21 protein-coding genes are annotated in these 21,091 nt (G+C 73.0%); 2 read left to right on the top strand and 19 right to left on the bottom strand.

All coding sequences use genetic code 11. The annotated features are described in order from the left end of the window. Positions 1-3 precede the first annotated feature (3 nt). The 11 genes from ACQP04_RS07545 to ACQP04_RS07495 form a co-directional block, all read right to left on the bottom strand. A complete protein-coding gene (locus ACQP04_RS07545) occupies positions 4-1,194 on the bottom strand; it encodes an LLM class flavin-dependent oxidoreductase (protein ID WP_433506335.1) in 1,191 nt (396 codons plus the stop codon). Positions 1,195-1,214: 20 nt separating this feature from the next. After that, complete coding sequence (locus tag ACQP04_RS07540) at positions 1,215-2,012, bottom strand: alpha/beta fold hydrolase (protein ID WP_433506334.1); 798 nt, start codon at positions 2,010-2,012, stop codon at positions 1,215-1,217. 94 nt (positions 2,013-2,106) lie between these two features. Then, the gene (locus tag ACQP04_RS07535; protein WP_433506333.1) at positions 2,107-2,901 is read right to left on the bottom strand and encodes an SDR family NAD(P)-dependent oxidoreductase; all 795 of its coding nucleotides are present in this window, start codon (positions 2,899-2,901) and stop codon (positions 2,107-2,109) included. Between the two features lie 10 nt (positions 2,902-2,911). After that, positions 2,912-3,667 carry an SDR family NAD(P)-dependent oxidoreductase gene (locus ACQP04_RS07530; protein ID WP_433506332.1) on the bottom strand — a complete coding sequence of 252 codons (756 nt, stop codon included), beginning with the start codon at positions 3,665-3,667 and terminating at the stop codon, positions 2,912-2,914. 3 nt (positions 3,668-3,670) lie between these two features. Then, positions 3,671-4,303 carry an enoyl-CoA hydratase/isomerase family protein gene (locus ACQP04_RS07525; protein ID WP_433506331.1) on the bottom strand — a complete coding sequence of 211 codons (633 nt, stop codon included), beginning with the start codon at positions 4,301-4,303 and terminating at the stop codon, positions 3,671-3,673. Beyond that, positions 4,300-5,478, bottom strand: a complete 1,179-nt coding sequence (locus ACQP04_RS07520; RefSeq protein ID WP_433506330.1) for a CaiB/BaiF CoA transferase family protein — start codon at positions 5,476-5,478, stop codon at positions 4,300-4,302. Before ACQP04_RS07520 ends, ACQP04_RS07525 begins: the two co-directional genes overlap by 4 nt. Continuing rightward, the gene (locus tag ACQP04_RS07515) at positions 5,479-6,366 is read right to left on the bottom strand and encodes an alpha/beta hydrolase (RefSeq protein ID WP_433506329.1); all 888 of its coding nucleotides are present in this window, start codon (positions 6,364-6,366) and stop codon (positions 5,479-5,481) included. Next, the gene (locus tag ACQP04_RS07510) at positions 6,363-7,064 is read right to left on the bottom strand and encodes a Crp/Fnr family transcriptional regulator (RefSeq protein ID WP_433506328.1); all 702 of its coding nucleotides are present in this window, start codon (positions 7,062-7,064) and stop codon (positions 6,363-6,365) included. The genes ACQP04_RS07515 and ACQP04_RS07510 overlap by 4 nt, the downstream gene beginning before the upstream one ends. 46 nt (positions 7,065-7,110) lie before the next feature. Next, positions 7,111-8,025: an alpha/beta fold hydrolase gene (locus ACQP04_RS07505; protein ID WP_433506327.1), complete on the bottom strand. Its 915-nt coding sequence runs from the start codon at positions 8,023-8,025 to the stop codon at positions 7,111-7,113. Between the two features lie 70 nt (positions 8,026-8,095). Continuing rightward, positions 8,096-8,962, bottom strand: a complete 867-nt coding sequence (locus ACQP04_RS07500; protein ID WP_433506326.1) for an LLM class F420-dependent oxidoreductase — start codon at positions 8,960-8,962, stop codon at positions 8,096-8,098. 592 nt (positions 8,963-9,554) lie between these two features. Beyond that, positions 9,555-9,737: an SDR family NAD(P)-dependent oxidoreductase gene (locus ACQP04_RS07495; RefSeq protein WP_433506325.1), complete on the bottom strand. Its 183-nt coding sequence runs from the start codon at positions 9,735-9,737 to the stop codon at positions 9,555-9,557. Between the two features lie 499 nt (positions 9,738-10,236). Here ACQP04_RS07495 and ACQP04_RS07490 point away from each other — a divergent pair, with 499 nt between their 5' ends. After that, positions 10,237-11,106 (top strand): alpha/beta fold hydrolase, encoded by an 870-nt coding sequence (locus ACQP04_RS07490; RefSeq protein ID WP_433506324.1) that lies wholly within the window; start codon positions 10,237-10,239, stop codon positions 11,104-11,106. Positions 11,107-11,298: 192 nt separating this feature from the next. After that, entirely contained in the window at positions 11,299-13,551 is a 2,253-nt protein-coding gene (locus tag ACQP04_RS07485) for a molybdopterin-dependent oxidoreductase (protein ID WP_433506323.1), read from the top strand. 21 nt (positions 13,552-13,572) lie between these two features. On the opposite strand, the gene ACQP04_RS07480 is transcribed toward ACQP04_RS07485, so the two are convergent. From ACQP04_RS07480 to ACQP04_RS07445, 8 genes are read right to left on the bottom strand one after another with little or no spacing between them, the layout of a single operon-like run. Beyond that, complete coding sequence (locus tag ACQP04_RS07480) at positions 13,573-14,439, bottom strand: TIGR03619 family F420-dependent LLM class oxidoreductase (protein WP_433506322.1); 867 nt, start codon at positions 14,437-14,439, stop codon at positions 13,573-13,575. Position 14,440: 1 nt separating this feature from the next. After that, a complete protein-coding gene (locus ACQP04_RS07475; RefSeq protein ID WP_433506321.1) occupies positions 14,441-16,273 on the bottom strand; it encodes a flavin-containing monooxygenase in 1,833 nt (610 codons plus the stop codon). After that, positions 16,270-17,214, bottom strand: coding sequence for an alpha/beta hydrolase (locus ACQP04_RS07470; RefSeq protein ID WP_433506320.1), 945 nt, complete (start codon positions 17,212-17,214; stop codon positions 16,270-16,272). Before ACQP04_RS07470 ends, ACQP04_RS07475 begins: the two co-directional genes overlap by 4 nt. Beyond that, positions 17,211-17,663 (bottom strand): SDR family NAD(P)-dependent oxidoreductase, encoded by a 453-nt coding sequence (locus tag ACQP04_RS07465; RefSeq protein ID WP_433508325.1) that lies wholly within the window; start codon positions 17,661-17,663, stop codon positions 17,211-17,213. The genes ACQP04_RS07470 and ACQP04_RS07465 overlap by 4 nt, the downstream gene beginning before the upstream one ends. Next, positions 17,642-18,019 carry an SDR family NAD(P)-dependent oxidoreductase gene (locus ACQP04_RS07460; protein WP_433506319.1) on the bottom strand — a complete coding sequence of 126 codons (378 nt, stop codon included), beginning with the start codon at positions 18,017-18,019 and terminating at the stop codon, positions 17,642-17,644. The genes ACQP04_RS07465 and ACQP04_RS07460 overlap by 22 nt, the downstream gene beginning before the upstream one ends. A gap of 11 nt (positions 18,020-18,030) precedes the next feature. After that, positions 18,031-19,233 carry a cytochrome P450 gene (locus tag ACQP04_RS07455; protein ID WP_433506318.1) on the bottom strand — a complete coding sequence of 401 codons (1,203 nt, stop codon included), beginning with the start codon at positions 19,231-19,233 and terminating at the stop codon, positions 18,031-18,033. 39 nt (positions 19,234-19,272) lie between these two features. Continuing rightward, on the bottom strand, positions 19,273-19,734 hold the full coding sequence (locus ACQP04_RS07450; RefSeq protein WP_433506317.1) for a lipocalin-like domain-containing protein: 462 nt from the start codon (positions 19,732-19,734) through the stop codon (positions 19,273-19,275). Further along, complete coding sequence (locus ACQP04_RS07445) at positions 19,731-21,086, bottom strand: MFS transporter (protein WP_433506316.1); 1,356 nt, start codon at positions 21,084-21,086, stop codon at positions 19,731-19,733. The genes ACQP04_RS07450 and ACQP04_RS07445 overlap by 4 nt, the downstream gene beginning before the upstream one ends. Between the last annotated feature and the right edge of the window lie 5 nt (positions 21,087-21,091).

Here is a 21,091-nt window from a genome sequence, read left to right as displayed (position 1 = left end):
GGATCAGACGGTCACGGGATCGGTCACGCGGTCGAGCCGGGGGACGACGTCCTCGGCGAAGATCCGGAGGCCGCGCACGGTCTCCTCGTGGGTGAGGTGTCCGGCCTGCCCCATGAGCAGCAGGTTGCCGAAGCCGCCGACGTGCTCGTAGAAGCGCTCGAGCTGCCCGGCGACCGTCGCCGGGCTGCCCGCGAACACGATGCCCTTCTCGATCAGCTCCTCGAGGGACATCGTGGACAGGTCCTTCGACACCCGGCCGCCCTGGCCGGGCAGCAGGGCGGGGTCGCCGATCGCGCTACGCGCCCGCAGGCCCGCGGCCCTGGCCTGGTACGGGATGTACCCCGGTGGGTAGAGGAACTCGGTCGCGACCTTGTTCGAGTGGATGTACCAGAGCAGCTTGCGGGCCCCCTCCAGGCCCTCCTCGTCCGTGCGTCCGGTGTAGACCAACGCGGCGTAGCCGAACTTCTCCTCCCCCGCAGCGGGCTTCCCGGTCTCGGCGAGGCGGTCCCGGTACTCCCGGAAGACGCGACGGGTGCCCTCGAGCCCGGTCAGGAAGGTGCCGATCGTGAAGTCGTTGTCCGCCACCCGGGCGGCGCTGCCGGGGCTCACGGCGGTGACCCACACCGGCGGCGCGGGCTGCTGGAAGGGCCGCGGCCAGATGTTGACCTGGCGGTGGTGGAAGAACTCGCCCTCCCAGTTGAACGGTCCGTCGTGGGTGGACCAGGCGCGGGTGATGATCTCGATCGCCTCCCACATGCGCTCGGTCATCCCGATGGGCTTCGTGTTGGTCGCGGCGATCTCGTAGGGCACGCCTTTGACGAAGCCGACCTCGAGCCTGCCGTGGCTCAGCAGGTCGACGAGCGCCATCTCCTCCGCGACGCGGACGGGGTCCTTCCGGTTCGCGACCGGGTTGCCCAGCAGCAGGATCCGCGCCTTCGACGTCACCCGGGCCAGCACCCCGGCGACGACGGGGGCGACCGAGTTCATGCAGGTCGCGGTGGAGTGGTGCTCGTTGACCATCACGTTGAGCCCGCATTCGTCCGCGACCTGCCACTCCCGGATGTACCGGTCCCACAGGCCCGCAGCGTGCACGGGATCGACCAGGCCGTTGGGCAGGGTGACCCGGATCGAGGAGTAGTCGTCCGGGTCGGGGAGATCGGGGTAGGCCGTCTCGCTGAAGTGCCAGTGCTGCACGGGGTTCTCCTCGGATCGGGTCAGACGGCGGACTTGGCGACGAGCCGCGCGAGGTCCTCCGGACGCTCCACCTGCGGGCGGTGCCCGGCGCCGTCGACGATCTCGAACCGGGCGCCGGGGATCCGTTGGGCCAGGCCGCGGCCGTGGTCCGGCGAGACGATGCCGTCCCGGTCGCCCCAGGCGACGGTGGTCGGCACCGAGATGCGCCAGGTCCAGTCGGGCAGCCGCGGGTTGTGCAGGAAGGGCTCCCACCCGTAGGTCGCGAGCGCCTCCTCGTTGCGCGCCAGCTCGAGCACCGCCTCGATCGGCGCCGCACCGAGGTCGCCGAGCGCGTACCGCGGATCCGCATAGGTCAGGCTGTCCAGCTCGGCGTGCGGCGTGGCGAAGAGGTCGACGACGTCCCGGTCCAGCCGGCCGCCGAGCTTGACCCCCAGCGCGTCGACCAGCACGAGCCGGGAGACGCGGGCGCAGCTGCGTACCGCCATCTCCAGCGCGACCCAGCCGCCGAACTGCAGGCCGACGACCGTGACGTCCGTCGTCCCGGAGCGGTCGAGCCACTCCAGGTAGAGGTAGGCGAGGTCGTCGACCGACCGGCACCAGCCCGGCCGCGGCGACCGACCGAAGCCGGGATGCGACGGCGCCACGACGGTGAACTCCTCGGCCAGCGCGTCGAGGAATGCGGTGTCCTCGGCCGCGCGCTCGGCGCCCGGGAGCACGAGGGCCACCCGCTCGGCCGCCCCGCCGCGGCGGATGTCGAGCGGGACGCCGGGGATGAACTCGACGCCGCTGCCGGCGTCGACGAGGTCGAGGGTCTGCACAGTGCCTCCAACTCGGGCGCGAGGCCCGGTGAGTGTCCGTGTCGAGAAGTCTGGCCGCCCGCGGCAGGTGTGACTGTGACCTGGATCCGGCGGTCTATCCCCTGGTCGGGGCGGCGGTGCCGGTCGCGCTGCGGCCGCCGTCGACCACGTACTGGGCACCGGTGGTGTTGGACGCCAGGTCCGAACAGAGGAACAGGACTACGTTGGCGATCTCCTCCGGAGTGCTGTACCGACCAGTGGGCTGGGCGGCCCGGTTCCGCGCGGTGAGCCCGGTCGGGTCGTCCGGCGCGATCTGCTCCTCCAGGCGGCGCATGGCGTCCGTGTCGACGGGGCCGGGGCACACGGCATTCACGCGGATCCCCTGCCGTGCCACCTCACCCGCCGCGGTCTTGGTCAGCCCGATCACGGCGTGCTTCGAGGCGACGTAGGCCGACGCGCCGGGCGTGGCGATGAGCCCCGCCACCGAGGCCGTGTTCACCACGGCCCCACTGCCCTGCTCGATCATCACGGGCAGGACATGGCGCAGTCCGAGAAAGGCGCCGGTCACGTTGACGGCGAGTACCGCGGCGAAGTCCTCTTCGGCGTACTCGGCGACGGGCGCGACGGTGCCGCCGATCCCGGCGTTGTTGAAGAAGCAGTCGATCCGGCCGAACTCCTCGACGGCGGTGCGCACGTAGGCCTGCACGTCGGCGGAGCTGGTGACGTCCGCGCGCACCGCGAGCGCCTTCGCCCCCGCCTCGCGGAGGAGGTCGGCCGTCTCCTCGGCCGCCGTCGCGTCGCGGTCGACGGCCACCACGGCGGCGCCGTGCCGCGCGAACGCCACGCAGGCCGCCCGCCCGATGCCGCTGCCGCCGCCCGTGACGAGTGCGACCTTGCCGGTGAAGTCCATGGTGTCTCCTTCAGTAGTGGACGGCGCCGCGGTTCCCGCCCGCGACGGTGACCGCGTCCCCGGTCACCCCGGCCGCCCGCGGGGAGCAGAGGAACACGACGACCGCCGCGACCTCGTCCGGGGTGACGAGCCGATGCAGGCTGGTCGTGGCGGCGAGCTCGGCCCGCATCTCGTCCGTGAGCCGGGCGACGAGCCCCGGGGTCTCGACGAGGCCGGGGTGCACCACCGTGACCCCGACGCCCGACGGGCCCAGCTCGTCGGCCAGGTTGGCGGTCAAGGCTGCCACCGCCACATTCCGGACGGTGCCGGGGATCGAGCCGGTGCGGCGGGCATTGAGGCCGGAGACGTTCACGATCCGGCCGCAGCCCTGCGCGATCATGTGCGGCGCCACCGCTCGCGCGCAGCGCAGGTAGCCCAGGACCTTGGTGTCGAGGTCGCGGTGGACCTCGGCGTCGGTGAGGTCGGCGAGCGTGGGCGGCGCGCCGGCGGAGGGTGCAGCGGCGGCGTTGACCAGGACATCCACGCCGCCCCAGGCCGCCACGACGCCGGTCACCAGGGAGCGCACGGCGGCGTCGTCGGTGGTGTCGGTGGGGAACGCGAGCACCGTGCCGGGGAGGCCCTCGGCCGCGGCGCGGAGCCGCTGCGGGTCGCGCGCGGCGAGAGCCACCCGGGCCCCCTCGGCGACGAGCCCGCGGGCCACCGCGAGACCGAGGCCGCTCGATCCGCCGGTCACGATCGCGCGGGCGCCGGTCAGCTGCAGGTCCACGTCCTACGCCCCGGCCCGCAGCGCCGCGGCGGTCGCGACGACGGCCGGGCGGGGAGCGCCCCGCAGTCCGGCGAGGACCTGCTCGACCGCCCCGGCTGCGTCGTCGACGCATCGGTCCACCAGCCCGTGGCCCGCCGCCTCCGCCCCGCTCCACGTCTCGCCGCCGTACAAAAGGAGCGCGGCCGCACCGGGCCCCACGACCTGCACGAGCCGCTGCACGTGGACCGGCTCGTAGACGATCCCGTGGCGCAGGGCGGGGATGCCGAACCGCGATCGCGTCGAGCAGATGCGCAGGTCGCAGGCCAGGGCGACGCTGGCGCCCGCACCGAAGCACGGGCCGTCGATCTCGGCGACCGTCGGCGATGTCAGGTCGCGCAGCCGCAGCACCGTGGCCTCGGCGAGCTCCTGGATCCCGCCGACGTACTCGGGGTCCGGGGTCCGCAGCTCGGCCAGGTCCGCCCCGGCCGAGAAGCTCCCGCCCGCGCCCCGCAGCACGACGGCCACGACGTCCTCGCCGGCGAGCGCGTCGAGGTGTCCGCGCAGCGCCGTCCACATCTCCGCGGTCAGCGCGTTCCGCTTGGCGGGCCGGTCGAGGGTCAGGCGGGCCACGCGGTCGGTGACGTCGAGCCTGATCACGCGCCCACCACGTGGTCCCGGCGCAGCGCCTCGATGTCGCCGTCCCGGTACCCGAGCTCCCGCAGCAGGGCCGCCGTGTCCTCCCCGACCGCCGGCGCCCGCTGGTGTGCACGCGGGGCCCCGTCGGACACGAGCGGGGTGTTCACCATGCGCCGCTGCCCGAACCGCGCGACATCGCTCGGGAACATGTCCCGTGCCGCGTACTGGGCGTCCGCGAGCATGCCGGGCACGTCGTTGACCGGTCCACAGGGGACTCCCGCGTCGCGAAGGCGATCGATCCAGAGGTCCCGCGGCGCGGTGCCGAACCGCTCCTGCAGGAGGTCGGCGAGCTCGGCGCGATGGGTGAACCGGGCGTACTCGCCCTCGAACCGCGGGTCGTCGGAGAGGTCGACCCCGAGAATCGCGCACAGGTCCTTCCAGGACCGTTCGGTCGCGCCGATCACCAGTGTCTCGCCGTCCTCGCAGGTGAAGGCCTCGTAGGGCGCGGTGAGGCGGTGTGCGGTGCCGAGCGGGCCGGGCGCGGTGCCGCTTCCGACGAAGTCGGCGACCTCCCACACGGACCACCCGGCAATGGTGTCCGCGAGCGAGACGTCGATGTGCGCACCGCCGAGTCCCGCCCGCGCGCGCAGCAGCGCCGCGAGCACCCCGATCGCGCCCCACATCCCGGTGCCGAGGTCGCCGATCGGGTAGCCGGCCTTGGCGAGTCCGCCGCTCGTGCTCCCCGTGACGCTCAGCAGACCGCCGTAGGCCTGCGCGACCAGGTCGATGCCCTTGGCGTCCCGCATCGGCCCGAACTGGCCGAAACCCGAGATCGAGCAGTAGACGAGGTCCGGGCAATCGCTTCTGAGGTCCTCGTAGGACAGACCCTGGCGGGCGAGCGCGCCGACCCGGAAGTTCTCGACCAGCACGTCGGACCGCGCGGCGAGGGCCTTCACGACCGCCTGCCCGCGCTCGGACTTGATGTCCACGGCGAGGCTGCGCTTGTTGCGGTGGATCAGGTCGAACGGCAGCGGAGTCTGCTCCTCCCCCACCAGGCGGCGGCGCAGCGAGTCCCCCTCGACCGGCTCGATCTTGATGACCTCGGCCCCGAGGTCCGAGAGGATCGTGGTGCAGTAGGGGCCCGCGAGGGCCCCTGTGACGTCCAGGACCCGGACCCCGCTCAGGAAGTCCGTCATCTACCGCTCTCCCAGCAAGGTGCGCAGCACGGTGGTCTCCTCTGTGCGTTGACGGACGCTCACCGCGGCACCGGGCACCGCGAGGGAGCCGTGGAAGGTGCCAGGGAACAGGTGCAGCTCGACAGGGACGCCGGCCGCCAGGAGGGCCCGGGCGAAGTCGATCGCCTCGTCACGGAGCGGGTCGAGCTCCGCCACCGAGACGTAGGTGCGGGGCAGCCCCGCGAGGTCTGCCCGCGCCGGGGCGGCATACGGCGAGACCTCGGCGCTGCCCGGCACCACCGACCCGAGGTAGGCGGACCAGCAGATCTCCAGGTCGCGGCGGGTCAGCGCCGGGGTGTCGATGAGCCGGCGGCTGCTGGGCGTGGTCAGCCGGTCGTCCACGACGGGCGAGACGAGGAGCTGGCCGGAGATCGCCGGACCGCCGCGGTCGCGCGCCAGCAGCGCCGCCCCGGCGGCCAACGCGCCACCGGCGCTCAGCCCGTGCAGGACGACCCCGTCCCCGATCCAGGCGAGACCGGCGTAGACGTCCTCGAGGGGCGTCGGGAAAGGCCACTCCGGCGCCAGCCGGTACTCGACGGCGACCACGTCCGCCCCGACGTCCCGCGCGATCTCGGCGTTCCGGAGGTGGCCGGCGTCGAGGTCGCCGAGGATGAACCCGCCGCCGTGCACGTGGTAGACCACGCCGTCCCGCGTCCGGCGGTCCGGTCGGTACCTCCGCAACCGGACGGTGTGCCCGTCGGCGCTCGGGACGGTGTGCTCGACGACCGTCACGCCCTCCGGCACACCGGGTGCGGGGCCTGCGGTGATCCGTCGGGCCTCCGCGACGTCCGTCCGGTCGACCCGCGGCAGAGCCGCCGCGGCCGCTCGCAGGTCCTCGTCCAGCTTCACGACGGCGGCCCGGCGTCGCGCGTCCAGCCGCCCAGCGGGCTCGACGCCAGCGAGCGCAGCAGGGCCGGGTCCTCGATCCAGATCTGCCGGCGGGAACGACGGATCGCCCCGGTGTCGCCCAGCTTCTTGAGCGCCCGGGCCACGACCTCCCGCACCGACCCGATGGCGTTGGCCAGCTCGGTCTGGTCCGTCGTCACGAGCAGGCCCTTGACCGTGGGCGTCGCCATCTCCAGCAGGTGCCTGCTCACCCGCTGCTGCACGGAGCCGAAGACGTTGTCCTCGTAGTAGGCCACCGTCTCGTAGGTGGACTCCGCGAGGTAGACGGCCACCTGGTAGGTCAGCTCGGGGTGGCGGTGCATCAGCCGCCGGAAGGTCGCGGGGTTCAGGACCGAGACCTCGGTGGCGGCGACGGCGTGCAGCGAGGCGGGCGCCCCGTGCGTGAGCATCGCGGGCACCGCGGTGATCTGCCCGACCGTCATGTACCGGGTGGTGACCTCACGGCCGTCCCAGGAGGTGATGGCCGCCCGGATCCGGCCACTGTGGATCAGCGCGACGCGGTAGTCCTCGTTCGCCCGGCAGACGACCGCCCCGGCGGGGTAGCGCACGACCCGGCTGTCGCCGAGCAGCGCGTCCCGGATCTCGGCGTCCTGGCCCGCCAGGAAGCTCTTCGACCACGCCTCCAGCGCTCGCGGGTTCATCGCACACCTCGCCTCGTCCCTGGGGTTCCTCCCGACGAGGACGCCGCTAGCCGGCAACAGACTCGGTCCGATCGAGGTCGAACTGCAAGACGGTCCTGGACCGCGGGTCCCGTTCCGGCCACGCGCCCGCCCGCACGCGGCCCAGGAACCAGCGGATCAGGTCGCCGAAGCGCCGGGGGTCCTCCAGGTTTGGCACGTGCCCGGTGTTCGGGAGCACCACCAGCCCGCAGGCGGGCACGGTCCGCTTGAGCAGCACGCCGGTCGAGAGACAGGCCTCGTCCTCGTCCCCGTTCACGACGAGCAGCGGCACTCGGAGCCCAGCGAGGTCGTCGACCAGGGCGTGCAGGGACGGCCGGCGGCCCTGGATCTCGACGATCGTGTGCGCAAGGCCCTCCACGGAGTGCTCGGCGAACTGCGCGACCATCTCGTCCCACGCGGCCGGGTCGGCCGCCTTGAGCTGTACCCGGCTGGGCCCCTCGGCCATCCGCCGCCCGACGAAGTCCGCGCCGCGGGCGCGCAGCTCGGCGGCGACGACCTCGGTCTCGGCCAGGTACGCCGGACGCGTCGCCGGGTCGGAGCCCGATCCCACGCTCGCGGCGACGATCGAGCGCACCCGGCCCGGGTGGCGCAGCCCGAACTGCAGGGCCGTGTAGCCGCCCATCGACAGCCCCACCACGTGCGCACTCTCCAGGTCCAGGGCGTCGAGCACCGCCACGACGTCGGAGACGGCACGCTCCCACGAGTACGCCGCCGGGTCCGCGGGCACGTCCGACGGTAGGTAGCCACGCGCCGCGTAGGTGACGCAGCGGTGGTCGGCCGCGAGCACGGCGACCTGTCCGGCCCAGCTGCGCTGGTCCCCCGCGTACTCGTGGAGGAACACGATCGGGGCGCCCCGCCCCGTGTCCGCCACCGCCAGCCGCACGCCGTCCGGCGTCTCGACCGTCATCTCCGTCGCATCCACGTCGATGCTCCTTCCCGCTCCGCACCCATGCTCGCCGGGTGCACCCGTCGGGTCTGTGACCCCGGTCCGCTCAGAACGCCGCGGCGACGGGGATGATCCGCTCCCCGAACAGCTCGAGCGGGGCGATCTCGGCCGCCCCCGGCACGCGGGAGTGCGCGTGCGCGATCCCCAGGCCCGCCAGCCGTTGCAGCTCGGCGAGGATCGCGTCGACGTGCTCGCCGCGCGGGCCGGGATCCATCGGGAGCACGACGGTCTTCTCGATCTCGTCGTAGTCCCGCCCGACGGCCGCGCAGTGCTCGCGCAGTACGTCCAGCTTCCGTTCGAGCTCCGGCGTGGCGAAGAGGTTGCAGGCGTCCGCGTACCGCGCGACGAGGCGGAGCGTGCGCCGCTCGCCGCCGCCCGCCACCAGGACGGGGGGCCTGCGCAGCGGCTGCGGCACGTTCAGCGTGCGCTCCAGCGTGTAGTACCGCCCGGAGTAGGGCTTGTCCTCGTCCGACCACATCTGCAGGCAGATCTGCAGCGTCTCCTCCAGCCGGTCGAACCGCTCGGCCGTCGGCGGGAACGGCAGGCCCAGCCCGCGCGCCTCCTCGGCGTACCAACCCGCGCCGATCCCGAGCCAGGCCCGGCCGCCACTGAGCACGTCGAGCGTTGTCACGCACTTGGCGAGCAGCGCGGGCTCGCGGAACGACACCGCGCTGACCCAGGTCAGCAGCTCCACCCGTGAGGTGCACGCCGCGAGGTAGCCCAACGTCGTGTACGCCTCGAGCATCTCGCTCTCCGCGGACCCGTTCGCCGGGATCTGCCAGAGGTGGTCCGCGACCGCGAGCCGCGCGAACCCTACGTCCTCGGCGGCCACCGCCATCCGCCGCAGGTCCGCCGCGAGGGCGGGCGGCCCGCCGGGCACGCTGAAGTCCGAGAGCTGCAGACCGATCTTCATGGGCGATACCGCTTCCCCTTCGGCGACTGACCGGAGGGATCCTCCCCGCCCGGGGCCGCAGAGGATGTGACCTGGATCCGGGGATCACGCGAACCGGAGCACCACGTCGTCCCGCGGCCCTCGGGGTGACAGAGTCCGGAGACGAGAAGAGCCCGGACTGGTGTCCGGCTGATCAGGAAGGGTGGAGCACCCTCGAGGCGCCACCGCGGGGAGGTCGCTGTGAACTCGCGACCCACCTTCTGGCGCTACCCCTCCTCGCGCCGTCATCACGACGACCTCCGGGTCCCCCGACTGCACACGGCGTTCAGACCCGGTAACCGACGTGCCGTCGATGAACCCGTCCGACGGCTCCACGAGTTGCGCAACCGCGTCGTTCACCACGAGCCACTGCTCGGCCACGATCTCGCTGCACGCCACCGAGACCTGCTCACGGTCGCACGCCTGCTCTCGCAACCGCTCCTCCTGCACGCACCCACCAGGTCCGCGAATCTGATCGCCACGCGGCCTCTCTGATGTCGAGCATCAGCGTCGAACACGGTTCCGAGCCAGAGCCACGGGTCTACGGCCTGCCTCCGGTCAGCGTCACCGCCGGTCAGTGTCTGCGCCCCTGACGGCCCGTGCCCCCTCGAGGTGCGCACGCGGCCTCGCTCTTGTGGGCGTCCCGGGCCCAGAGCGTGATGTTCGCCCCGGCCCGGGCCATCCTCGTCACCATCGCCAGGCCGATCCCGCCGTTGCCACCCGTGATCACGGCGTGCAGACCGGACAGATCATTCACGACACTCTCCCGTGGGTCGATCTACAGCGATAAGGTAAATCCGCGATACGATGACACACGATCCGTCCACCGTCGCGCATCGCGGCAGAGGATGCCGCGACGACGCGAGGGGTGCGCCATGGTCCGACCGCACGAGGGCCGCTCGCTCATGGTCTCGGACACCTCGCCGGCCGGCCCGAAGAGGGTGACCGAGGGCTTCCGGGCGGCCTGAGGTGGCCGTCGACCTGCTCCGCCGGACCGACCGGGATCTCGGCGACCTGCAACGGCGGCTCACGAAGTGCCTCCGCGTCGAGGGGATCCTCGACGACTGCGTGATCGAGACTGCGCGGCACGCCCCCGGTCCCGGGACCGCGAACGAGACGGTGCTGGTCGACAGCCGGACGCCCACAGGGCGTGCACGGCCTGGTCGTCCGGCTCACGGTGCCGGCGCCGCCGCCTCGCCGCACCCGGCTGACCCGCAGAACACGATCACGCCGCGGCACGACGAGAAGAGGTATCGATGGAATACGGCCACCGCCGGCTCACCTTGCCGGGCGAGGGTGTCCGGCTCACCGCGGACCGCTGGGCACCGCCGCTGCGCACGCGCCGCGGCACCGTCCTGCTGCTGCACGGCGGCGGGCAGACCCGGCACTCGTGGCGGCACACCGGCCGGCGGCTGGCCGCGCAGGGCTGGACAGCGATCGCGTTCGACCTGCGCGGACACGGCGACAGCGACTGGGCGCCGGACGGCGACTACACGCTCGACGCGCACGTGGCCGATCTGCGCAAGGCGGTCACCGTGCTCGACGAACCCCCGGTGCTCGTCGGCGCCTCCCTGGGCGGCATGACCTCCCTGCTCGCGCTGGCCGCCGACCCGGCAGTGGCCCGCGGCCTGGCGCTCGTCGACGTCACGCCCACCACCGAGCGCGCGGGGACCGCGGAGATCACCGACTTCATGCGCTCCGGCACGGCGGGGTTCGCCACGCTCGACGAGGCGGCTGCGGCCGTCGCCGCCTACAACCCCCACCGCACCCGGCCGCCGCGGCCCGAGGGCCTGAAGAAGAACCTCCGCCGCCGCGACGGCCGCTGGTACTGGCACTGGGACCCGCGCCTGCTCGACGCCCGGCAGACCGACCCGCGCACGCTCGACGAGAACGCCCGCCGCGCTCGCGAGGCCGCCCGTGGGCTGGCCGTGCCCACGCTGCTGGTGCGGGGCCGGCAGTCGCGCGTGGTCAGCACCGCGAGCGCCCAGGAGCTGCTGAGTCTCGTCCCGTCGGCCCGCCTCGTCGACGTCGACGGGGCCGGGCACATGGTCGCGGGCGACGACAACGACGTCTTCGGCGAGCACCTGCTCGACTTCCTCGACGGTCCGGTCCGGCTCGCCGGATGAGCGCCCACCCGCCTGCGACCACGTCGACACCATCGCCTGGCGCTGCGGTGGCCTGCTCGGGTCCGGCCATCTCGCCGTCCGCGAGCGGGGCGCCCCCTCGGCCGAGCACCGGGCCTGGCTCGCGGCGCACGACCACCGTTGACCGCTCGCCGCCCTCAACCTACAGTCGTTAGATATGTGCGAGGAGGCCCGATGACGAGCGATGCCGCCACCCGAGCCACCGTCCGGGACCTGGCCCTGCGGACCGTCCCCCGGGGCTGCCCGCTGTGCGAGGCGATGTGCGGACTGACGGTCACCCTCGATGCCGAGGACCGCGTGGTCTCGGTCCGCGGCGACGCCGACGACGTCTACAGCAGGGGCTACCTCTGCCCCAAGGGCGCCTCGCTCGGGGCCGTGGACGACGATCCCGACCGGCTGACCCGCCCGCTCGTGCGGCGCGACGGCGAGCTGCGCGAGGTGAACTGGGAGGAGGCGTTCGACGAGGTCGACCGGCTGCTCACGCCGCTGCTCGCGCAGGACCGCAACTCGGTCGCCGCGTACACCGGCAACCCGACGGGCCACAACGTCGCGTTCACGCTGCTCGCGGGCCGGCTCGCCCGGTCGTTGGGCAGCATCCAGGCCTACTCTCCGGCGACGATGGACCAGCTGCCGCAGAACGTCACGGCGGCCCTGCTGTTCGGGGAGCCGAGCAGCATCCCGGTGCCGGACCTCGACACCACGGATCTGCTGGTGATCGTCGGCGGCAATCCGCTGGTGTCGAACGGCAGCATCGGCGCCGCGCCGGACTACCGCGGGAAGCTGAAGGCGCTGCGGGCCCGAGGCGGCCGGCTGGTCGTCGTCGACCCCGCCCGGACCGCCACCGCCGGGGCAGCGGACGAGCACCTGCAGATCCGGCCCGGCACGGACCTGTTCCTGTTCCTCGGGATCCTGCACGTCCTGTTCGCCGAGGACCTGGTGCGACCCCGCGCGGCCGCGGGCCGGCTCAGCGGGCTGCGCGAGCTGCGCGAGGCCGTCGCGGCGTACCCGCCCGCGGCCGTCGCCGAGGTCTGCGGCATCCCGCCGGAGACGATCGCGCGCCTGGCACGAGAGCTCGCCACGACGGACAGGGCCGCCGTCTACGGCCGGCTCGGGACGACCCTCAACCGGTACGGAACTCTCACCTGCTGGGCGCTCCAGACCGTCAACGTCCTGTGTGGGCACCTCGACCGACCGGGCGGGCTGCTGTTCACCCGGCCCGTCACCGGCGGGCCGACCACCCGGAAGGCCACGAAGCCCGCGCACCCGTTCACCGTCGGGCGGTACCGGACGCGGGTGAGCGGGCATCCCGAGGTGTTCGGCGAGCTCCCGGTCGCCGCGCTGGCCGAGGAGATCCTCACCCCCGGGCCCGGCCGGGTCCGCGGACTGGTGGTGTACGCCGGCAACCTCGCACGCTCGCTGCCGGACTCCGCACGGATGCAGCGCGCCCTCACGGAGGTCGAGGCGCTGATCTGCGTCGACCCCTACCTGAACGAGACGACGCGGTACGCGGACGTGATCCTCCCGCCACCGGGCTCGCTCACTCGCGACCATTTCGATCTCGTGCTCTACCAGTACGCGCAGCGCAACTACGCCCGTTTCTCCACACCCGCCCGCGGGGTCCCGGACGGGATGCTCTCGGAGTGGGAGATCCTGCTGCGGCTCTGCGGGATCTACGAGGGCCGCGGCGCCCACGCCGACCCCGACGAGATCGACGACGAGATCGCGACGAGCCTGCGCCGCTCCATCGCCCGCAGCCTGGGCACGGAGGAGTCCGAGATCGTCGCCGGGGTGCCCGGCCGGGGCCCGCGGCGCCTGCTGGACCTGCGGATCCGCTCCGGCCCCTACGGCGACCTGTTCGGCCGCAACCCCGGCGGGCTGTCGCTCTCCCGGCTGCTGGAGTTCCCGCACGGCATCGACCTCGGGCCGCTGGAGCCACGCGTGGACGAGGTGATCCGCACGCCGTCCGGCACGATCGAGCTGGCCCCGCCGATGATCCTCGAGGCCCTCGCCCGGGTCGAGGTTCCGCAGCCCGAGCCCGGCACGCTGCTGCTCATCGGCCGCCGTGACCTGCGGTCGAAGAACTCCTGGCTGCACAACGTCGCGCCGCTCGCGAAGGGCAAGGACCGGTCGGCGCTGCACGTCTCCCCCGCCGACGCCGAGGCGTACGACCTGGCCGACGGCGGGTTCGCGCTGGTGACCTCGGCCGCCGGCGAGATCCGGGTGCCGGTTCGGGTCACGGACGAGGTGGCGCCCGGCGTCGTCTCGCTGGGCCACGGCTGGGGCCACGACGACCCGCACGCACGGCTGCGGGTCGCTGCGCGGAAGCCCGGTGTCAACAGCAACACCCTCACCGACGGCACCGTGCTCGACCCGCTGTCGGGAACCGTGCAGATGAACGCGATTCCGGTCCGCCTGACCCGCACCTGAGGCCGCGAGGGAGACGGGAGGTCACCTTCCTCGCGAGACCGTGCCCAGCGCGCGCTCGACATGGCGCAGGTGCTCCGCCACCGACCCGAGGCCGGCGTCCATCGTGCTGAACGACAGGTGCGACGCGCCGTGGTCGACCCAGAAGCCGATCTCCGCCGCGACCTCGTCCGCGGGTCGACCCGGCACCCGGATCCGCGGCTCGACGCCGATCCCGGCCGGGTCGCGCCCCGCCTCGCGGGCCGCCCGGCGCACCGCCTCCAGACGCGCGGCCGCCTCCGCGCCCGGCTTCTCCAAGGGAATCCAGCCGTCGGCGATCCGCCCCGCCCGGGCGAGCGCGGCGGGTGCCTTCCCTGCCAGCCACACCGGGATCTCCCGGCGCGGCCGCGGCGCGAGGCCGACGCCGTCGAGCTCCTCGACGCTCGTCCGCGCCGTCACCGACGGCGCCGACCACAGCGACCGCAGCAGCTCGACCTGTTCCTCGATCCGCGCCCCGCGACGGGCGAAGGGCACGCCGAGCGCTCGGTACTCGGACTCGTTCCAGCCCAGGCCGACCCCCAGCCGTACGCCGCCCGCGGCGAGCCGGTCCGCCTCCGCCGCCTGTTTGGGAACGAGCGCGGTCTGCCGCTGCGGCAGCACCAGCACGCCGGTCACCAGCTCGAGCCGGCACACGGCGGCCAGGTACCCGAAGAGCACGAAGGGTTCGTGGAACTCCGAGTCGTTCCGGTAGAGGTGCGTCCACTCCGGACGGACCGTCGGATCGACGCCGAGCACGTGGTCGTAGACGAGGAGGTGGTCCATCCCCAGCCCCTCGACCCCGCGAGCGAACTCCGCGATGTCGGCCGCGTCCCGCAGCACGTCGTACTGCGGGAACACCGCCCCGATCCTCATCTCAGCGCACCAGCTCGATCCCGGCCAGGTCACCCGCGTCCCGCCACTCCCGAAGCAGCCGGTCGAACTCGTAGAACCCGCGGCCGTACCGCTCGCCTGTCGCAGGTCGGATGCCGCCGGTTCCGCCGCCCTCGTTGTTGTAGTAGCCCGGCGTGCACTGCTCGAGGAAGGTCTTCGACGGGGCGAGCTCCTTGATCACCGCGACCCACTCGTCCTGCGCCTCACGGGTGGGCTCGACGGTCGCGGCGCCGCGGGCCGTCGCCTCGGCGATGAGGTAGGCGATGTGCTCGCCCTGCTGCACGTAGTTCGCCGTGACGCTGGCGTTGCCCCCGCCCTGGGTGTTCCCCGTGAAGAACAGGCCGGGGAAGCCGTGGCTCGTGAGGCCGTGCAGAGTGCGGAAGCCGTCCCGCCAATGGTCGAAAAGGGACAGCCCGCCCCGACCCTCGATCGCGTCGATGCCGGAGGCCACGCTCAGGTCCTGGGCGGTGATCTCGAAGCCGCTGGCGAAGATCACGCAGTCGACCTCGTGCTCCTGCCCGCCCGCCACCAGGCCCGTCGCGGTCATCCGCTCGATGCCCTTGGTGGCCGACACGTCGACCAGCGTGACGTTGGGCCGGTTGAAGGTCTCCAGGTAGTCATTACTGGAGCAGGGCCGCTTGCACAGGTAACGGTAGTAGGGCTTGAGCGCCTCGGCCATCTCCGGGTCGTGCACGATGTCGTCGACGCGTCGCCGGACGCGCTCCATGACACCGTAGTCCTCCTGCTCGCGGATCTCGGCCAGCTCCGTCGGCTCCAGCGACCGGCCGTCGATGCGGGCGGAGACGTTCCGGCCCACCTCGGTGAAGAAGTCGCAAGCCACGTCCTCGGCGGGCGAGAGGGTCGGGAACGGCTCGGAGGCAAAGGCGTGGAAGGCGGCCTGCCGGCGCTTCTGCCAGCCCGGCGTCAACGACGCCGCCCACTCGGGATCGGTGGGCGGGTTGCGGCGCTCGTCCACGGCGGACGGTGTGCGCTGGAAGACGGTGAGGTGCTTCGCGTACCGGGCGAGGTACGGCACGATCTGGATCGCCGTGGCGCCGGTCCCGATCACCGCGACGCGCTTGTCGTGCAGCTTGTCCAACACCGTGTCCCCGGGGCTGCCCCCGGTGTAGCCGTAGTCCCACCGCGCCGAGTGGAAGGTGTGGCCGGCGAAGTCGTGGAGGCCGGGGATCCCGGGCAGCTTCGGCTTGCTCCACGGCCCGGTCGCCATCACGACGTAGCGTGCGCGCAGCTCGTCGTCGAGGTTGGTGGTGACGGTCCAGCGCCGGGTCGTCTCGTTCCAGCGCATCGCGCGGATCATGGTGCCGAACAGGGCGCCGTCGTAGAGGCCGTAGTGCTTGCCGATGGCGCGACAATGCTCGTAGATCTCCGCGCCGTCCGGGAACCGCTTCGACGGCATGGCGTTCAGCTCCTCGAGCAGCGGGATGTAGCAGTAGGACTCGTTGTCGCACTGGATCCCCGGGTACCGGTTCCAGTACCAGACGCCTCCGAAGTCCCCGCCCATGTCGACGACCCGGACGTCCTCGACGCCCGCCTGCTTCAGGTGCGCTCCGGTGAGCAACCCCGCGAACCCGCCGCCGACCACCAGGACCTCGACGTCCTCGTGCAGCGGCTCGCGCACGACGGGCGGGCTGTGCGGGTCGGTCTCGAAGAAGTCGTCGCGCTCGCCCTGTCCGGTGTGGACGTACTGCGCCGACCCGTCGGTCCGCAGGCGCTTGTCCCGTTCCGCGGCGTACTTCTCCCGCAGCGCCGGGATGTCGAGGTCGGTGGGCGTGGACGAGGGTCCACAGGTCGTCACGGGGTGTCCCCTCCGTCGAGGCCGAGAGCGCCTCGCAGCACGGCGAGGCGGCTGCGCTTGAAGTCCTCGCTCACCCGCGCCGTTCCCACGTCGAAGCCGTGGAAGGTCCGCGGGTAGACCTCGACCCGGGTCGGGACGCCCGCCGCGATCAGGCGCGTGGCGTAGTCGAGGTCCTGGTAGACGAGCAGGTCCAGTCCGGCGGCACCGATGTAGGTGGGCGGCAGCCCGGACAGGTCTGTAGCGCGCGCCGGGGCCGCGTAGGGCGACACGTCCGGCCCACCCACCGCATCGGCGCCGAGCAGACAGGACCAGCCGAAGTCGTTGCTCTCCCGGAACCAGGCGATCTCCCCGGTGACGCCGTCCGGCGCGACGGAGCGGTCGTCGAGCATCGGGTAGATCAACGACTGCAGGACGAGCGGCGGGAACTCCGCCTTGTCGCGGGCCATGAGCGCCAGCGCCGCCGCGAGGGCGCCGCCGGCGCTCACGCCCTCCACGGCGATCCGCGTCGGGTCGACGCCGAGCGCCGCGGCCTCGGAGTGCAGCCAGCGCAGCGCCGCGTAGCAGTCCTCGATCTGGCTGGGGTAGCGCGCCTCGGGCGCGAGCCGGTAGTCGACGGAGACGACCACGATGCCCAGCTCCGCCACGATCCGCCGGTTGAACGGCGCCCCGTTGTCGGCCGTACCCCCCACGAACCCGCCGCCGTGGATGAAGAGGAGCGCGGGAACCACACCTGTCCGCACGGCAGGCTCGAAGACCACGACCCCGACGTCCGTGCCGGGCACCGGTCGCTCGGACCGTGTGACCCCGTCCTCCGGCGGCGGGGCCGCAGCGGACCAGACGGCGCGCATTCCCGCCCGGTCGGCCTCGAGGGTGTCCGCGCCGAACGGCCGCGTGGGCATCCGCTCCAGGAGTGGCTCGAGCTCCGGGTCGATCGCGGTCACCGTGGCTCCGGCATCCGGCTACGGGCGCTGACCAGGGAGATCCCGCCGTCGCTGACCAGGTGGGCGCCCGTCACGTTGGCGGCCAGGTCGGAGAGGAGGAAGCCGATGGAGTCCGCCATCTCCTCCGGCTGCGCCCACCGGCCGCGCGGGGTGTTGAGCGCGCCGAGCTCCGCGACGAGGTCCGCGCGGTCGCCGCCCCGGTCCGCGACGGCCTGCCGGAACGTCTCCTGCGCGTCCCAGATCCCGGAGTCGACACTGCCCGGGACGACGACGTTGACCCGGATGCCGTACGCCGCGTTCTCCAGCGCCGCGACCTTCGCCAGATGGCCCAGCGCCGCCTTCGCCGCGCCGTAGTCCGCCGTCCCCTCCATCGGCCTGATCCCGGCGACGGACGAGGTCAGGACGATGCTGCCGCCCCGGCCCCGCATCAGCCGCAACGCACACCGCAGTCCGTGGAACGCGCCGTCCAGATTCGTGCCCAGGACCCGACGCCACTGCTCCGCGACGTGTCCGCGACGGAGAGACCGGCCGGCGGCACTCCGGCATTGAGCACGGCGTGGTCGAGCCGCGACGTCTCGGCCGCGATCCGCTCCCAGAGACCCGGGTCCCCGACGTCCCCGACGACCCGCCGGACCTCGCACGAGAGGTCGACGGCCTCCAGTCCCGCGGCATCGACGTCGACGAGGACCAGCCCGGCGACCCCGGCCTCGTCGAGCCACCGCGCCGTCGCCCGGCCGATGCCCGACGCCGCGCCGGTCACCAGCGCCCGGCGGCCGCCGAAGTCGAGCTTCTTCGCGGTGCTCATCGACTCCGGGCTCACCGGGACGGGGTGAAGCGCAGGGGCAGCGACTCGAGCCCTCGCACCTGGCTGTGGTGGAACACCGGATCCCCGTCCAGCTCGTAGTCGGGCATCCGGCGATGGATCTCCTCCAGCGCCGTGCGGATCTCGATGCGGGCCAGGTGGGAGCCGACGCAGCGGTGGATCCCGGCCCCGAAGGCCAGGTGGCGGTTGGTCGGGCGGTCGAGCCGGAGCGTGCCCGGGTCCTCGAACTCGGCGGGGTCCCGGCCCGCGGCCGAGGACATCAGCAGCACCCGGTCGCCGGGCTCGAGGGTCACTCCACGCACGACCGTCCGCTTCTTCACGAGCCTGCCGAGCGCGACCGGCGAGTCGATGCGCAGCAGCTCCTCCGCCGCGGCACCGGCGAGGCCGGGATCGGCGATCAGGGCGTCCCGCTGGGCGCGGTCGCGCAGGAAGTGCAACATCCCGAAGGACAGCACCCCGCGGACGGTGTGCAGGCCGCCGACCATCAGCAGCCACAGCATCTTCTGGAGCTCGGTGTCGGTGAGCGGGCGCTCGTCGTCGTACCGAGCGGTGAACAGCACGGACATGACGTCGTCCGGCCGCGGGTCGTTCCGCCGGGCGATCATGTCGCCGAAGTAGGCGAACACCGCGTCGTTGGCCTCGGAGCGGACCCGGGCGTCCTCCTCCGGGGACGCCCCCGGCTTCCCGACGAGCATGTCGGTGGTCCAGCGGTCGAACTGCGGGGCGTGCTCGGCGGGCCAGCCCATCAGCGCGACGAAGGTGCCCGCCGTGATCGGCTGCGCGAACTCGGTCACGAACTCGCAGGTCCCCCGCCCGGCGAAGGCGTCGATCAGCTCGACGGCCACCGCGCGGATCCGGTCCTCGAGGGCCTTCATCCGGCGCGGGCTGAACAGCGGGTTGAGCACGTCCCGGTAGTGCTTGTGCGCGGGCGGGTCGATCTCGTTCGGGATCGAGGGCTCGGTGGTGATGCGCGGGACCTGCGCGTTCTCGACGGAGAAGACCTCCCAGTCCCGGCAGGCCTCGTAGCAGTCGTCGTAGCGGGTGAGGATCCAGTGCCCGCCGTGCCGCGGCGACCAGGCGACCGGCGTCTTCTCCTGGTACGCGGCCAGCGTCTCGTGCGGCACGGCGAGGGCGGGATCGGCGATGTCGAAGTCCACCACCAGCTCGGCGGGGACGTCCTCGGTTCGGGTGGGCACGGGGGTACTCCGTTCGGCGGTGAGGCGGAGTGCGGGGTGTCAGCGGGGGGTGAGCGGGCGCCAGGACAGCTCGTCGTACAGCAGGCGGCCCGACCGGGTGCGGCGTTCCTCGGTCCGCAGCACCAGCAGGCCGTCCTCCCAGCGCGCGACCCGCACCAGGTCCGTGCCCGGGTGCTCCGGGTAGAGGGAGATGTCGAGGTGGTGGGTGACGACGTCCCCGTCGAGCTCGAACCAGCCGCCGTAGCCGACGAAGCCCAGGGCCGCGGCGCCGCGTGTGGCGTCGTCGACCTGCAGGAAGTCGCCGTCGGTGGGCCAGGCACGCGCGCGCTGCATGAGCAGTGCCGTCACCCGCCCGTCGGGCTGGTAGCTGATCCGACCCACGGGATCGGGTCCGAGGACGTCGCCGATGACCTCACCGTCGACGAGCCGGACGAAGCGGACCAGGTCCCAGGTGCCGTACAGCTGCTCGGCGGAGAGTGCCGTGCGCTCGCTCGTGCTCATGCGGTGGCCGGGGTCTCGGAGGCACCCGGCTCGGCGACGGGCCGTGGCTCGGCGCGGCGGTCGGCGAGCCCGCTGCGGGGCACCGCCGCCACGAGGACGGACGCTGCGACACCCACGGCCGCGAAGGCCCAGAAGGCGCCGGTCGCACCCGCGGAGGTCGCCATGATGAGACCCACCATGATCGGCCCGACGACGCCGCCGAGCCGGCCGAGGCCGGTGCAGAGACCGAGGACGGTCCCGCGCGAGGCCGCCGGGTAGTAGATCCCCGCGAACCCGTAGACGGCGGTCTGGGACGACGCGCAGAACCCGATCAGCAGCACCAGGGCGAAGACCGCACCCTGCGCCGGGCCGAGCGTCAGCGTGGCGACGGCCAGCGCGCCCAGGACGAAGCCGGTCGAGATCACCTTGCGGGACCCGAAGCGGTCCGCCAGCCCGGTGAGGACGACCATGCCGATCGCGCTGCCGATGTTGAACGCCAGGAGGAAGGTGAGCGCGGAGCCGAGGTCGTAGCCGGTGGACCGGAGGATCTGCGGGATCCAGGTGTTCATGCCGTAGGACACGAGCAGCCCGAAGAAGCTGATCAGCGGGAAGAGCACGGTGGCGAGGCGGAAGCCCGGGACGAACAGGGTCCGCAGAGCGGACCGCCGGCGGCCCTCCGCGGCGGGCGGCGCCGCCTGTAGCGCGACCGCCGACTCGGCGCTGCGCCCCAGGTCGTACCGCTCGGCCAGCGCCTGCGCCTCCTCGTGCCGGCCGCGGGCCACGAGGAAGGCCAGCGACTCCGGCAGGTTCCGGTAGGCCACCACGAAGAGCGCAATCCCGATGACGCCGGCGGCGGCGAAGAGCGAGTGCCAGCCGAACGCGGGGATCACGAAGATCGCGATGACGGAGATGATGGCGCCACCGATCGGGAAGCCGGTCTGGATCACGCCGTTGTAGAACTGGCGGCGTTCGATCCGCACGTACTCCATCGTCAGGGCGATCACCGTGGGCAGCGCCCCGCCGAAGCCGAGGCCGGCCAGCAGGCGGAAGGCGCCGAACATCTGCAGGTTGGTCGCCACCGCACACAGCCCGGTGAAGATGCTGAAGCTCGCCACGCAGGCGAGCACGATGGGCCGGCGGCCGACGATGTCGGTGAGGTACCCGGCGAGCATCGCGCCGAGCATCATCCCGAACAGCGAGAGGCTGCCGATGAACCCGGCCTCGACCGCCGTGATGCCCCATTCCTTGTTCTGGATCAGGACGGGCATCACGGCGCCGAACATCAGCAGGTCGATGCCGTCGAGGACGGTGACCGCGAGGCAGGTCAGGACGACCGCCCTGGACCCCGCGGTGCGCGCGGCGGGTCGGGACATGGTGG

The sequence above is a fragment of the Pseudonocardia halophobica genome (assembly GCF_050948485.1).
In the GTDB taxonomy this organism is placed as follows: Bacteria; Actinomycetota; Actinomycetes; order Mycobacteriales; family Pseudonocardiaceae; genus Pseudonocardia; species Pseudonocardia halophobica.
Note: the sequence above shows the minus strand (reverse complement) of the source record. Positions and strands in the feature narration are given on the sequence as shown.